The organism is bacterium (assembly GCA_035371905.1).
Taxonomy (GTDB): domain Bacteria; phylum Ratteibacteria; class UBA8468; order B48-G9; family JAFGKM01; genus JAMWDI01.
The window spans coordinates 1-14,324 of the sequence record DAORXQ010000045.1 but is presented as its reverse complement, the minus strand read 5'-3'; the positions used below and the strand labels follow the sequence as shown (position 1 = coordinate 14,324).

At 26.7% G+C, this 14,324-nt stretch carries 14 protein-coding genes; 1 reads left to right on the top strand and 13 read right to left on the bottom strand.

Going from position 1 to position 14,324, the window contains the following annotated elements; all coding sequences use genetic code 11:
- Positions 1–93 precede the first annotated feature (93 nt).
- The 13 genes from larC to PKV21_05900 form a co-directional block, all read right to left on the bottom strand.
- Positions 94–1,242, bottom strand: a complete 1,149-nt coding sequence (gene larC / locus PKV21_05960; protein ID HOM27034.1) for a nickel pincer cofactor biosynthesis protein LarC — start codon at positions 1,240–1,242, stop codon at positions 94–96.
- On the bottom strand, positions 1,239–1,544 hold the full coding sequence (gene yajC, locus PKV21_05955) for a preprotein translocase subunit YajC (protein ID HOM27033.1): 306 nt from the start codon (positions 1,542–1,544) through the stop codon (positions 1,239–1,241). Before yajC ends, larC begins: the two co-directional genes overlap by 4 nt.
- Before the next feature lie 11 nt (positions 1,545–1,555).
- Positions 1,556–3,967 carry an ATP-binding protein gene (locus PKV21_05950; protein ID HOM27032.1) on the bottom strand — a complete coding sequence of 804 codons (2,412 nt, stop codon included), beginning with the start codon at positions 3,965–3,967 and terminating at the stop codon, positions 1,556–1,558.
- A gap of 68 nt (positions 3,968–4,035) precedes the next feature.
- Positions 4,036–4,590 carry an indolepyruvate oxidoreductase subunit beta gene (locus PKV21_05945; protein ID HOM27031.1) on the bottom strand — a complete coding sequence of 185 codons (555 nt, stop codon included), beginning with the start codon at positions 4,588–4,590 and terminating at the stop codon, positions 4,036–4,038.
- Positions 4,580–6,343: an indolepyruvate ferredoxin oxidoreductase subunit alpha gene (iorA, locus tag PKV21_05940; protein ID HOM27030.1), complete on the bottom strand. Its 1,764-nt coding sequence runs from the start codon at positions 6,341–6,343 to the stop codon at positions 4,580–4,582. Before iorA ends, PKV21_05945 begins: the two co-directional genes overlap by 11 nt.
- A 49-nt stretch (positions 6,344–6,392) precedes the next feature.
- Positions 6,393–7,853 (bottom strand): glycosyltransferase family 39 protein, encoded by a 1,461-nt coding sequence (locus PKV21_05935; protein HOM27029.1) that lies wholly within the window; start codon positions 7,851–7,853, stop codon positions 6,393–6,395.
- Positions 7,846–8,607: a class I SAM-dependent methyltransferase gene (locus tag PKV21_05930; GenBank protein HOM27028.1), complete on the bottom strand. Its 762-nt coding sequence runs from the start codon at positions 8,605–8,607 to the stop codon at positions 7,846–7,848. The genes PKV21_05935 and PKV21_05930 overlap by 8 nt, the downstream gene beginning before the upstream one ends.
- Position 8,608: 1 nt before the next feature.
- Positions 8,609–9,286, bottom strand: coding sequence for a glycosyltransferase family 2 protein (locus PKV21_05925; GenBank protein ID HOM27027.1), 678 nt, complete (start codon positions 9,284–9,286; stop codon positions 8,609–8,611).
- Between the two features lies 1 nt (position 9,287).
- Positions 9,288–10,346 carry a glycosyltransferase family 39 protein gene (locus PKV21_05920; GenBank protein HOM27026.1) on the bottom strand — a complete coding sequence of 353 codons (1,059 nt, stop codon included), beginning with the start codon at positions 10,344–10,346 and terminating at the stop codon, positions 9,288–9,290.
- A gap of 95 nt (positions 10,347–10,441) precedes the next feature.
- A complete protein-coding gene (locus PKV21_05915) occupies positions 10,442–11,134 on the bottom strand; it encodes a polysaccharide deacetylase family protein (protein HOM27025.1) in 693 nt (230 codons plus the stop codon).
- The gene (locus tag PKV21_05910) at positions 11,131–11,850 is read right to left on the bottom strand and encodes a glycosyltransferase family 2 protein (GenBank protein ID HOM27024.1); all 720 of its coding nucleotides are present in this window, start codon (positions 11,848–11,850) and stop codon (positions 11,131–11,133) included. Before PKV21_05910 ends, PKV21_05915 begins: the two co-directional genes overlap by 4 nt.
- Positions 11,851–11,852: 2 nt before the next feature.
- Positions 11,853–12,536 carry a class I SAM-dependent methyltransferase gene (locus PKV21_05905; GenBank protein ID HOM27023.1) on the bottom strand — a complete coding sequence of 228 codons (684 nt, stop codon included), beginning with the start codon at positions 12,534–12,536 and terminating at the stop codon, positions 11,853–11,855.
- Complete coding sequence (locus PKV21_05900; GenBank protein HOM27022.1) at positions 12,517–13,719, bottom strand: glycosyltransferase family 39 protein; 1,203 nt, start codon at positions 13,717–13,719, stop codon at positions 12,517–12,519. Before PKV21_05900 ends, PKV21_05905 begins: the two co-directional genes overlap by 20 nt.
- Before the next feature lie 36 nt (positions 13,720–13,755).
- Between PKV21_05900 and PKV21_05895 the strand changes: the two genes are divergently transcribed.
- Positions 13,756–14,324: hypothetical protein (locus PKV21_05895; protein ID HOM27021.1), on the top strand; the 569-nt coding region annotated here is incomplete at its 3' end.

Genomic DNA, 14,324 nt, shown 5'->3' with positions numbered 1-14,324 from the left:
ATCACCCTTCTCTTATCTTTTAAACTGGAACTTCCCGGTATAATAATTTCAAATTTTAAAGTTCCTATAAACATTGAAAAAATAATTTTAACATTATTTTAAATTATTTTCCAGATTTTTGTAGACCTTTTGGTATACTGTTTTAAGAGGAATTTGTTTTTCTTCAGCAATTTTTTTACAATCCTCATACTCCGGAGATATATTTACAATCCGGTTATCCATATATGAAATTTTTACCTTTATTTTTCCAAATTCAGTATCAATTTCTTTTATTTCCCTTTCTAAAATAACTCTGTTTTCTTTTCTACATCTTATACCAATGGTAGTAGTTTCTTCAAATAAGATATTAATTACCTCATTAAATTTTTCTTCAGGAAGTATAATTTCTATTTTAAAAACAGGTCTGTTTTTCTTACCTATGCCAGAAAATATAGATACATCAAAAACTCCCTTTCTATAAAGTTTTTCAAATAAATTTCCTATTAAAACTGGATTCATATCATCAATATTTGTTTCTATGATCATAACACTTTCATTTTCCTGTTTTATTTCTCCCATTAAGAATTTCAGCATATTTGGTAATGGTTCTTCTCTTGTTCCTGCACCATATCCAACTTTACTGATATAAAAATCTGAAACAATAGGAGTAAAACTGGAAATCCCTTTGATAATTGCAGCACCTGTTGGAGTTGTAATTTCCTGTGGAACATTTTTGAGCACTGTTGGTATTCCTTTTAAAATTTCTATTGTTGCAGGAGCTATATTTGAAACACCTACTGCACTTGAAAAAACTTTTTCTATTTCAAGTAATTTAATCCCAAGTACGACACTTGTTATTTCAATAATTGCATCAATTTGACCTACCTGATGGAAATGGAGTTTTTCTTTTTCTTCTTTATGAACAATACTTTCTCCTTCAGCAAGAATATCAAAAATCTTCATTATTTTTTCTTTTATAATTATAGAAAATGAACTTTTTTCAATAATTTTAAGAATATCTTTATATGAAGTTTCTTCTTCCCATTTTTCAACTGGAATAACTAAAAATTGTGTTCCTTCTATAGCATGTCCAAATTTTGTCTTTCTTTTTACTTTTTTCGTTTCTATTCTGTAATTTTTAAGAGGGATTTTGGTAAGTTCTTTTTTTAAAATTTCAATATCAAGACCTGCATCTATTAAACTTCCAGCAAGCATATCTCCTGCACATCCATCAAAAACTTCAAAATATCCAATTTTTTTCATTCTTTTTTTCTTGGCATTACCTGTGAAATCGCATTTTTAACAACATCAATTTTTGTCTCTTCTTTAAATCTTAAAGTTACAATATCTTCTTTAATCTTTTCTACCTCACCAATAAGTCCTCCAACAGTAATAACTTTGTCTCCTTCTTTCAATTCATCAAGCATTTTTTTATGAAGTTTTGCTTTCTTTTGTTGGGGTAAAATAAGTAGAAAATAAAAAATGAAAAAAATTAAAATTAAAGGTAATAATGCTCCTAAAGGTGATGCTTGAGGTGGAGTTGCTTGTGCCATTGTTAAATTCATTTTGCCTCCTTTTAATTATTTTTGCTTTTACTTTCTTTTTTTCCTATAGATTTTAAATATTTCTCTGTATACTTTTTTATGTTTTTTGAAACAAGGTAATTGATTGTTCCTTCAGGATATGTTCCATCTTTTCTTTTTTCACCTGCAGGAATACCTGTTAAAATTTCTATTCCTTCATCAATGGTTTTTACTGCCCATATATGAAATAAACCTTTCTCAACCGCCTCTATTACTTCATCATTTAAAATAAGATTTTTTAAATTTCTTTCCGGTATAATTACACCCTGTTTTCCCGTTAATCCTTTTGATTTACAGGTGTAATAAAATCCTTCTATTTTTTCATTTATACCTCCAACCGGTTGAATTTCTCCTTTTTGATTTACAGAGCCAGTAACAGCAATTCCCTGTTTTATAGGAATATTTGCAAGAGCGGAAAGTAACACATATATTTCTGTTGATGATGCACTATCCCCTTCAATTTCTTCATATAGTTGTTCAAAACATATACTTGCTGAGAAAGAAATAACTTCTTCCTGTCCATATTTTTCGTTAATATATGTATTTAATATTAAAAATCCTTTATTATGAATTTTTCCTGCAAGTTTAACCTCTCTATCAATATTAATTACTCCTCCTTTTCCTGTAAATACATTACAGGTTATTTTTGATGGTTTTCCAAAACTATAATCACCAAGAGAAATAACAGATAACCCATTTATTTGTCCCACCTTCTCACCATCTGTTTCAACCATTATTGTTCCTTCTTTTATTAATTCTTCAATCCTTTTTTCTATTAAATTTGACCTGTAAATTTTTTCTTCAAGTGCCTTTTTTACATGTTTTTCTCTTACAATTGGAGAGTTATCCATCTCCGCCCAGAAATTTGCTTCTCTAATAATATCGGCAATTTCTATAAATCTTGTAGTTAATTTGTTTCTATCTTCTACTATTCTTGAACCATATTCCATTATTTTACCGACTGCAAACTTATCAAGATGTTTCAAATTTTCTTCTTTACATATTTTACTTATAAAAGAAGCATAATTTTTATAACCTTCTTCATTTTTTTCCATGATTGTACTGAAATCAGCCCTTACTTTAAATAATTTCCTGAAATCTTCTTCATATGTGTAAAGGAGATAATAAAAAACTGGATGTCCAATTAATATAACCTTTATATCTAAAGGTATAGGATTGGGTCTTAAAGTTGGAGTATTAATCAATCTGAACTGTTCATTTAAATCTTCTATAATTATTTCATTATTTTTTAATGCTCTTTTCAATGTTTCCCATGAATAATAATTTTTGAAAACATCAAGGATATGTAAAATTAAATAACCACCATTTGCTTTATGTAAAGAACCTGGTTTTATCATTGTAAAATCTGTTACCATTGCTCCAAAATGTGGTCGGTATTCTATCCTTCCGCAAAGATTATAAGCGGTTGGATTAGTTTCTTTAACTACAGGAGCTCCTTTTGTCTGTGAATTATCAATTAACACATTAACAGTATATCTGTAAAGAGATGATTCTCTATCAGGAATTTTAAGTCCAGGAAGTAACTCAATTTCTTTTTTTTCTTTAAAATCATCTATATTCTCTATCATATCCTTTTCAACTTCTTCAAGGTATTTACAGACATCACTGAATTTTTTATATTTTTCTTTAAGTTCCTGAATTCTCGGCGATATTGTAAATTTTGCTGTTTCCTTCTCAAGTTGATTTAACTTTTCCTTTGCTTCTTTTTCAAAATCCCTTATTTTTCTCAATGCATCATTTAATTCTTCATATAACATTTCCTGCTTTTTTCTTATTTCAGTTTTTGCTTCTTCTGTTAATTTCTCCATTTCTTCTTCTTTTATTGGCTGTCCTTCAATTAATGGTATAAAAACTATTCCTGAAGGTGTCTGTTTTATCTGAAATCCAGAAGTTTTTGCAGTTTTTTCTATTTGATCAAGAAGTTGGTTCCTTTTGTTCTGGAATTCTTTTATAATCTGGTTTCTATGTTCTTCATATATTTCACTCTCAAATGTTTTTGGGAGTTCTACTTTTAATTCATTTACAAGGATTTCCATATCCTTTTTAAATTCATTTGCTTTCCCAGGAGGAAACCTTAAAACATTTGGATTATCAGGATTTGTAAAATTATAAACATAACACCAATCATCAGGGGTTTTCCCTTTTTCTGCTATTTTTTTTACTGCCTGTTCAACAGATGTAGTTCTTCCACTTCCTGTTATACCAGTAACAAAAATATTATATCCTTTACTTTTTATTTTTAATCCAAATTCAAGTGCTTTTTTTGCTCTTTCCTGTCCAATAATTCCTTCAAGAGGCGGAATTTCTTCAGTAGTTTCAAAATTTAAAAATTTAAGGTCATATTTTTCTTTTAAATATTTAACATCCACTATGTATTTTTCCATTTTTAAGTTCCTTTTTAGTTAAATAATCTTACAATTTCACACTTATAAAGTCAAATTTTGGTGATTTATTAGAGGAAATAATTGAAAGCATCAAGGTTTATTTTAAGAATTTTTTCAGGAAGAGTGATTTTTATCGCTTCTACAAAACTCTGTTTTTTTAAAGGTATAAATTTTGATGCAAATCCAAGCATTAGCGTATTAATTACTTTTGGTGAACCAATATTTTCTGCTATTTTTGTAAAATTTTCAATGTAAATATTTTTTGTTTTTGATTTTAAGAACTCAATAATTTTTTCATATTCATATTCTTTACCCGGAATTGGGATTGGAAAATTATTTACAATCATTATCCCATCTTTTTTTAAATAAAAAGAACTTCTGCATGCTTCCATTGTTTCAAATCCGATTATTAAATCAGCATATCCAACAGGTATTTTAGGTCCGAAATTACAGTTTAATCTAACATATGCCTCTACCGACCCTCCTCTTTGTGCCATACCATGAATTTCAGACCCTTTAACACTGATTCCTTCAATAACTGCAGCATTTCCAATAAGATTTGAACAGAGAATAATGCCCTGACCACCAACACCACAAATCAGAATATCAAATTTATCTCTCATTTTTCTTTTTTATAGCACCAAATGGACATATTTGTTCACAAATACCGCAACCATTACAGAGATTCCCTATTTCTATATTATCTTTTACCAAAATAATTCCTGAACATCCAAATTCAAGACATAATTTACATTTTTTACAGATATTTTTATCAATATAAAATTCAGTTTTTTTAATTTTTGAAATATGGATGCATTCTCTTTTAAATATTATAACTTTTACTCCTTCTTTTTCTTTTATTTGTTTTATCTTTTCAACAGAATCTTTAATTAAATAAGGGTCAACCTCTACAAGATTTTTAACTCCACATCCTTCAATAAGTTTTTTTAAATCAATTTCAACTGTTTTATCTCCTTTAGCATTAATTCCTGTTCCAGGATGTGGTTGATATCCTGTCATTGCCGTGGTTCTATTATCAAGTATTGCTATAACCTGATTTGAATGATTGTAAACAGCATTTATTAATCCAGGAATTCCAGCATGAAAGAAAGTTGAATCTCCTATAATTGAGATAATATATTTTTTCTCAAATCTTGAAATTCCTGTTCCGATAGATATTCCACTTCCCATACATAGACATGTATCAATTGTACCAAATCTTATTCCGAGAGTATAACAACCTATATCTCCCGGAAAAATAGATTCTTTTCCAAAAACTTTTTTTAGAATGTAAAAAGAACCTATATGGGGACATCCCGGACATAAAGTAGGAGTTCTTTCTGGTAAGTTAATATTTACATATACATTTTTTCTTTTTCCTGAAAAAGAATATTCAATATCTTCAACAGAGAGTTCTCCTTCTTTTTTTACATCACCACTCATTTTTCCTTTTATTTTTATTTCAGGATTATATTTTTTTGAACATAGATATACAAATTCTTCAACTACAGGGTCACCTTCTTCAAAAACAAAAACATTTTTTAATCCTTTCAAAAATTTTCCTAATTTTTTTTCAGGAATAGGATAAGAGCCAATTTTCAGAACTGGAATAGATTTTTTTTTGAGGTTTAAAAATTCTTTTACATAAATATATGATAAACCAGAAGCAATAATTCCAGTGGAACCTTCACCATTGTCAATTTTGTTTATTTTTAACTTTTCTATGTCTTTTTTTATAACTTCCTGTTTTTTATTTAAATTTATTATTACCTTTCTAACATTGGAAGGTACCATTACAAATTGAGAAGGATTTTTTATAAAAGTTGATGTTGAGTTTTTTTCTTCTCTTTTACCTATTAATACATCCGCTTTCCCATGAGATAATCTTGTAACACTTCTTATTAAAACAGGGAGTCCGTATTTTTCAGAAAAATCAAAAGAAAAAATTACTGTATCTTTTGCTTCCTGAATTGATGATGGTTCAAAACAAACTAATTTTGCAAACTGTGCATATCTTCTGGAGTCCTGTTCATTTTGAGATGAATGAGCAAAAGGGTCATCTGCAACAATTATTAAAAATCCACCAACAATTCCTGTATATGCAGATGTAAGTAATGAGTCAGAAGCAACATTTAATCCAACATGTTTCATAATGGCACTGCTTCTTCTCCCTGTTAAACTTACACCATAAGCATTCTCAAAAGCAACTTTTTCATTTACACTCCATTCTATATATACATCATTTTTTGAAATTTTAAGAAGTGCCTCAGTAATTTCAGAAGAAGGAGTTCCAGGATAAGCAAAAGATGCATTTACTCCACCTTCATATAATCCATAAGCAATTGCTTCATTTCCAAGTAAATATTTTTTTTCCATAGTTAAAAATTATAACATTTTTGCGGACAATTATTAAATAAATAACTCATCAGAAAATTTTTGGCTGGAAAATGTAAACCTCAACTAAATAATAATACTCTTTTACACCTTTTAATCTGCTTAAAAGTTTTTCATTATAAATATATTTTTTTTCATACAATTTTTCATACTTATTTTCAAAAAATTCTCTTATTTCTTTTGAAATTTCAGGATTATTTATGAAATCAAGAATCAGAAAAAATCTTGATTTCTTTTTTTCTCTGTTAAAAATTTTAATTACTTCATCAATATCATTTTTATCATTAATCCTAAATACTTTATTTTTTCCACTATAATACCACATCAGAGGGGTTAATATTTCTCTGTCATACTTTTCTGTTGTAAGGATAATATCTCCATCTTTCTCTATTTTCTGAATTTCCTTGAATATTTCTCTGAAAAGAATTAACTTGCTTGTGTCATGATATTGCGAGATGTTGTCTGTATAATAGAAAATTAAAGATGGAAGAAGAAATAAAAAGTTCAAATAAATAAGTAAGTTTTTATAATTAAAATTATGCATTCCTATGGAAAAGAGTAAATACCAGAAGAAGGAAATAAAAATTAAGTTTTGGGGAACAGTTGAAGGAAAAAAAACGAAAAAAAGCGGGAAAATAAGTGATATACTCAACAGGACTTTAATTTCTTTTTGAAGTTTTAAAAGATTTTTCACACCAATTGTAAAAATGATTGAATAAGTGATGAAAGCAGGAATTAAAATTTTGAAGTTAAAAGGACTTAAAGTTTCTCCAAAGAAAAAATAAAAAAGAGTGTAAGGCAATTTTAGTAATGCTGGAAATGGTCTTCTCACACCGAGAGTAAAATTCATCTGATAGGGGATTTTCAGAAGCCATGGAATATAAATTAGAAAAATTAAAAAAAATAAAAGAAAGGATTTTCTATTTAACTTTTTTAAAATCAAAAGAGTTAGTATTTGAATTAGTATAACAATAAAACCAAAGTTATGTGTGTAGAGAATTAAAATATTAGAGAGACAAAAAATAGGTAGAAATTTCTTATTTTCTGAATTCAAAATTTCAATAAAAAAGATAAAAGACAGAATTGTCAAAAAAGTGAGAAGTGAATATGATTTAATTAGTTGAGACCATAAAATAAAAGGAGGACTGAGAGAGACAAATAAAGAGAGAAAGAGACCTATTTTTTCATTATAAAATTTTTTGCCAAGGATATAACTGTAAGGTATACATAATAACCCAAATAACATGGGTAAAATTCTTAAAATAATTTCATTCTCACCAAACTTTAACCAGAAATGAACCAGCAAATAAAAAAATGGTGGATGAGCATCATTATATGTTATATAATCAATCATCCATTTTATTGAGTGTTTACCAAGAGAAATAGTGAGTAATTCATCACACCATAAGGAGTGTTTTCCAAGATGTAAAACTCTGAAAAAAAATCCAAGAAAAAAAATCACAAATAAAAAAAATTTAATTTTTCTATTCATTTTTTAAAATGACAACTACACTTTTTTCTATAAAAAACTTCCATACGTTTAAAATAGAAAATTTTCTATTTATAAATTCTTTCATTATAAAAACTTTTTCTACTTTAAAATTCTTCATCTTTGCAATTTCAAAGATTGACTTTTTATTAAAATGATAAATCTGGGCAGGAATATGTAAAATTGATTTACTTTTTGGTGTAAATGAGAAAAGTTTAGCCAGAAAAAACATATAATTTGAGTGTAAGGGAGTTTTTATAATTAAAATACCCCCCTCTTTCAATAATTTTTTACTTTTTTCAAAATAAAAGAGAGGGTTTTTTACATGAGCAATAACATCCATCATTGTTATTATATCAAAAGATTTTTCAGGAAAATTAAAATTATCAAAAACTTTTAAGTTATTTTCTTTGCAGAAATTAATTGCAAATTTTGAAATTTCGTATCCTATAACTTCATATTTTTTTTCTTCAAACATTTTCATTAATATGCCCACTCCACATCCTATATCCAGAATTTTACCTTTTTCAGGAATAAAATTTTTCAATTTCAGATACAACCTTTCAAAATATTTTTTCCTATCATCATAATAAGGAAGGTACCATTTTTCAAAATATTTTTTGTCATAAATTTTTTCAATGTTTTCAGGAAATGGATATAAAAAAGAAATTTCACATTTTTTACAATTATATATCTGGTAATTTTTAATTTTTAATTTTAAATTAGTATTTTTTTCACATAAAGGACATTTAACCATTTTAATTAATAAATCTGTATTTTATTAAAGTCCATATACCTATAATACCGTCTTTCAAACGGATTTTTTTACCCTCTTTTATAGTTCTTGGATTATAATGAATTGGGACTTCATAAATTTTGTACCCTTTTTTTCTTACTTTTGCTGTTACTTCCGGACAGAATTCAAAACCCTTGCATTTTAGATTTATTGATTTTATAACATCTTTTTTAAACATTTTATAACAGGTGGGTTCATCTGTAATTTGTGCATTATAGAGTAAATTTGCCAATATTGAAAGAATTCTGCCTCCTAAATAAAAAAATAAAGAAGATTTTTTACCTTTTCCCAGAATTCTTGAACCATATACAACCTCTGCTTTTTTTTCTTCAATTAATTTAATCATTTTAAGCCAGTCCATTGGTTCATATTCTAAATCAGCATCCTGAATTACAACCACATCTCCTGTAATATACTCAAGTCCTTTCCTTATTGCCATTCCTTTCCCTTCATTTTTTTCTTTAAAGATTATCTTGATATTTTTATCTTTTAAGTTTTTAAGAATTTCTCTTGTTTTATCATTACTTCCATCATCCACAATTATAATTTCTTTTTCAAAAGGTACTTTTTTCACTTTTTCTACTACTTTCATTATTGTTTTTTCTTCATTAAAAACAGGAATAATCACTGATAATTTCATTTTATCCTCTTTGAATAAATAAATTTTTAACCATTAAAATTATATAAGAAAAACCGTAAGTTGATAAAATAATATAAAATGGTTCAATGGGTACTCTGTATCTTATGGAAGCCAGAAAAATTATATGGAAAACTGTAAAAAGTATTATCAAACTATGAAAAAATTGTGCTTTTTTATTTTTTAATGAAATAAAAAAACCGATTATAAAAAAAGGCATCATAATTCCAAAGGAAAAAACACTTATAAAACGATATAAAATTTTTCTTTCAAATTCAGGAGCATTTGGAATTATATTCCAGAATCTTCTGAATTTATTTTGGATTAACCAGAGAAATCTTTCTGGATTTTTTCTTATAACATCAAAAGTCATTCTGTATAAAATTTTATCTCTTGTTATTTCATCTACTTCAAGAATACCTTCAGGAAAATGGGAACATGGACCTCCTTCTGAATATGGATTATTTCCTTCCCAGAAAACCCAACCACCCATAGTTGTTCCAGGAATAAACCCGTGAAATATTCTGTAATTTCTTAAAATCCATGGTGAAAGTGTTAAACAAAAACCGATTGTAATAAAAAAGATTTTTTTAATTTTTTTTACAAAATTTTCTTTTAAAAAAAATATGTGTATTAGAGAAACTGGAAAATAAAGTTGAAAAATTGGTCTTGTAAGTCCAGAAATTCCCATAAAAATTCCTGTTAAAAAAGATTTTTTTCCATTTCTTTCAACAATTTTTATCAGAAAAAAAATACTAAGAACTGTAAAAAAAATAAAAAAAGTTTCTGTCAGAATGAAACCATTATAAAAAATGAAATAAGGATAAAAAGCAGAAATCCATCCACTCCATAATCCAATTTTTTTGTTAAAAGTTTCTTTCCCGATATTGTAAATTAGATATATTGTAAATGTTGATATAAGGGTCTGTATTATTCTTATTCCTGTAAGATTTATTTTTAAAAGAGTAAAAATACTCAATAAAAAGGGATAAAAAGGTGGTCTGAAACTTTTAAGATTTTCACCAACTATTAATCCTTTCCCAGCAATAAAATTTTGAACCATTTTAAAATATTCATACTCATCATCAAAATAAAATTAATTTTTTAAGGTTAAAACGAAAATTAAACGTAATAAAAAACCTATAACCAGAAGATAAATTAAATTTTTCCTTTCAGATACTCTTTCCATATCTTTAATTTGTATATAAAAAAATTGTTGTGTCCATAAATTCCAATTCTTTTCATTGTAAAATCAGTCCATTTAATTTTCTGTCCCCTTTTTGGTGTAACAAACGCGCCTTTATATCCAGCAAGTTTTACAAAATCTATTATTTTTTCATTAAATTCTCCATAAGGATAGCAGAAAAATTTAATTTCTTTACCTGTTTTATCTTCAATTATTTTTTTTGAACTTATTATTTCTTCTTTTGCTGTTTTTTCTGAAATCTGTGTAAGATGTGGATGTGTCAGAGTATGAGAGCCAATTTCCACTCCTTCCTTTATCATTTCATTTATTTCTTTCCAATTTAAAAATCTATCTTTTTCTTTATCCTTATATCTTGAAAAAATTTTATTTGTACCAGTATAATCAACGATCAAAAAAATTAAAGGAAAAATTCTGAAACTTTTTAAAATGTCAAATGCAAACCAGAAATTATCAGCGAAACCATCGTCAAAAGTAATAACGATTTTTCTCTTTAAAATTTTTTTATTTTCTTTTAAATATTCTTCCACAGGAACAATCAAAAATTTTTTAGAGATTAAATACTCAATCTGTTTTTTAAAATATTCAGGTTTTACTGTCAAAGCATCATTATACCAGGGATTAATTCTATGATAAGCAAGTATCATTGTTTAAATTTTATCCTCTTAAATTTATATTGTAAAATCAGACCTATCATCTTCATACCAAGAAAAAATGCCTTTCTCATACTTCCAGTTACTGATGATTTACCAACTCTTGGTTTATAATTAACAGGAATTTCAATAAATTTTGTCCCTGTTTTTATTACAAGAAGTGTCATTTCAGGACCAAAATGTTCCCTTCCAACAGTAAAATAGTTCTTTATTTTCTCATAAAGATGCCTTTTTATAAGACGCATAGTACAACCCATATCTGTTAATGTTGTTGTATTGTAAAGGAATTCCATAAATTTTGCAACAGCCCAGTTACCCCATTTCAAGAAAAAATTCATATTTGCACCTTCCCATATAAGTTCTTTTGTAGTCCTTGTTCCAAGTACATAATCAAAATCATCACTGTAAGCAAGAAGTTTTATAACATCCTTTCCTTCAAAAGTTCCATCAGGTTCAGATATTATAAGTAAATCACCTGTTGCTTCTTCAAGTCCTTTTTGAATTGCAAAACCATATCCCTGTTTTTTCTCATAAATAAGACGTGCTTTTGTTTTTCTTACCTCTTCATCTGTCCCTTCAACTGCATTATTATTCACAACTATTATCTCATCAACAAATCCAGAAGCAAAAAAATCTTCTATTGCCTGCTTTATGGAATCTTTCTCATTATAAGTAGGAAATATAACAGAAACTTTTTTATTCCTCCACATAATTATTCCTTTTTTCCTATTATAACATTATGAGCAAGTAAAAGAGGAAATACTTTTTGTAATCCCTTTTCTAAGTAATCTAAAAAAAATAAACTCCATTTTGGAGCAAAATCCGGAACTAAACCACATCTGAAAACTTTTAAGATTTTAATTTTATTTTTTTTAAATTCATTGATAAAAATACTCAGAGGAATTAATTTTTCTTCTCCTATATCCTGAGGAACTTTTTTCATCAGAAAATACCAATATGGATTTAATGGATTATGTTCCCAAATTAAAATCATTCCTCCATTTTTTGTTATTCTTATCATTTCACGGACAGCTTTTTTTACTTTCTCAATTTTTCCCAGGTGATGTAAAGAAACAATTGAAAAAACCAAATCAAAAGTTTCGGAAGGAAAAGGAATATTTAACATATCTTCTTTTATTATTTTACCGGGGACTTTTTCTTCTGCAATTTCAACCATTCTTTTTGAATTATCAATTCCCCAGACATCATAACCATAATTTTTTAAATGATAAAGCAAAGTTCCTGTCCCACAACCCACATCAAGAATTTTTGCTTTTTTATCAAGTTTTAATTTTAATATAATATTTATTCTTTTATTCAAATAATAATTGAAAATATGCTCTGGGAAAATTTTTTCGTATATCTCGGCTACTTCATCAAATACATTTTTTTTCATATTTACACTTTTCTAAAAAATATAAAGCAAATAAAATAAGGAAACCCATTATAGGAAAACGATATCTTATTGTAGTTCTTATAAATATTGAAATTCCACTATAAAGAAATATCACTGAATAAATAAGTACCAAACTTTTAAATTCTCTAAATGAAATAAAAATCCCCAAAAATCCTAAAATTATTATTGGAGTTTCAGTAATGAAACTTATTATTTGATGAATTTTTTTATATGCTTCTCCAGGTCCTGAAATTGTATGTGGATAAAAACGCCAGAATCTAAAAAATCTATCAAATAAAAGTTTTAAAAAAATTTTAGGATTTTTTTGGATAAAGTCAAAGGTTTTTTTATAAAGAAGTTTATCGATTTCAACTTCAGACAAACCTTTAAATTCATCAACATTTTCAGAATGATAGAATCCAGATGGGCTGCTTAAAGAATATTCATTGTTTGCAATAAAAAAAACAATTCCTCCTTCTGTGGATGTAACAACGAAATGTTTAAGAATTATAAAGTTTCTTAGCCCCCATAAAAAAGGGAAAATAATTATACTTAATAGAAAAGGTAAGGATTTTTTAAAAAATTTAATTTTATATTTCCAGAAGAAGATTAAAAACACAAAAGGGATAATTAGTAAAAAGGTAGGTCTTGTTATACATAAATATCCAAAACTTAATCCTCCAAGAATTAAATTTAAAATTTTTAAATTTTCTTTCTCACTTTTAAGTATTAAAAAAATACTTAATGTTAAGAAGAAAGTTGTTATAGTTTCAGGTGCAAGGTAGCCAGTCCAGAAAATAGAAGGTGGATAAATTGAATAAATAATAGATGCCAAAATTCCTTTTTTTTCATCAATAAGAGTTTTCCCTAAGAAAAATATTAAAATAACTGTTAATGAACTTAAAACTGCAAGACCGATTTTGGCTGCAAGATAATTATGTCCAAAAATTTTATATATTAATGCTAAAAATAAGGGAAATCCCGGACTTCTCCATGCATAAAATTTAGGGCCATCAGGAAAATATGGATTATCAACCCAGTACCCTTTTCCAGAAGCGATTTTCCATCCGAGTTCATCCCACCAGTCACCCCATACATCAACAGAATTATCAAGTGTTAAAATAAATGCAATTCTTAAGATTAAAGCAAATAAAAACAAATATAAAATTTTTTTATTGTCCATTTTTTTGTATATAATTATAAATTAAAAGAACAAAAAATGGAAAAAAATAAAATACTAAAAAAAATTTTGACCTATTTCAATATTCTTTACTTTTTTGTCCTTATATTTTACGATTTTCCAGTTCTATCTCCTATGTTTATTGACTCTGGTTTTTATGCATATACTGCTCAAAGGATTAAGGAAGGTAAAATTTTATATAAAGATGTCTGGGAGGCAAAATTTCCTGCAATATATTATATTTATACTTTTCTTTTCACTTTTCTTCCTGAAAGTAGATGGACATTGTTTTTATCTGATGTAATTCTAACTTTCCTGACTTTATTTGTGATAAATTTAATTTTTAAAAATTTTTCTCTGGATAAATATTATCTTTTTACTTTGCCTTTTTTATTAACAATTTATAGAGTTTATCCTTCATACAGTGGTGGAAATTTAAATGAACACTATTTTATTTTCTTTTTTCTTTTAACTTATTACTTATTAACAAAAAAGGAGTCGTCAAAACTCAATTCTTTTTTTACAGGGATTACATTTCTTTTTTCCTGTATGTTTAAACAGAGTTTTATTCTTTTTATGATAGTTTTAGCATTTTTTTACAGAAAAAA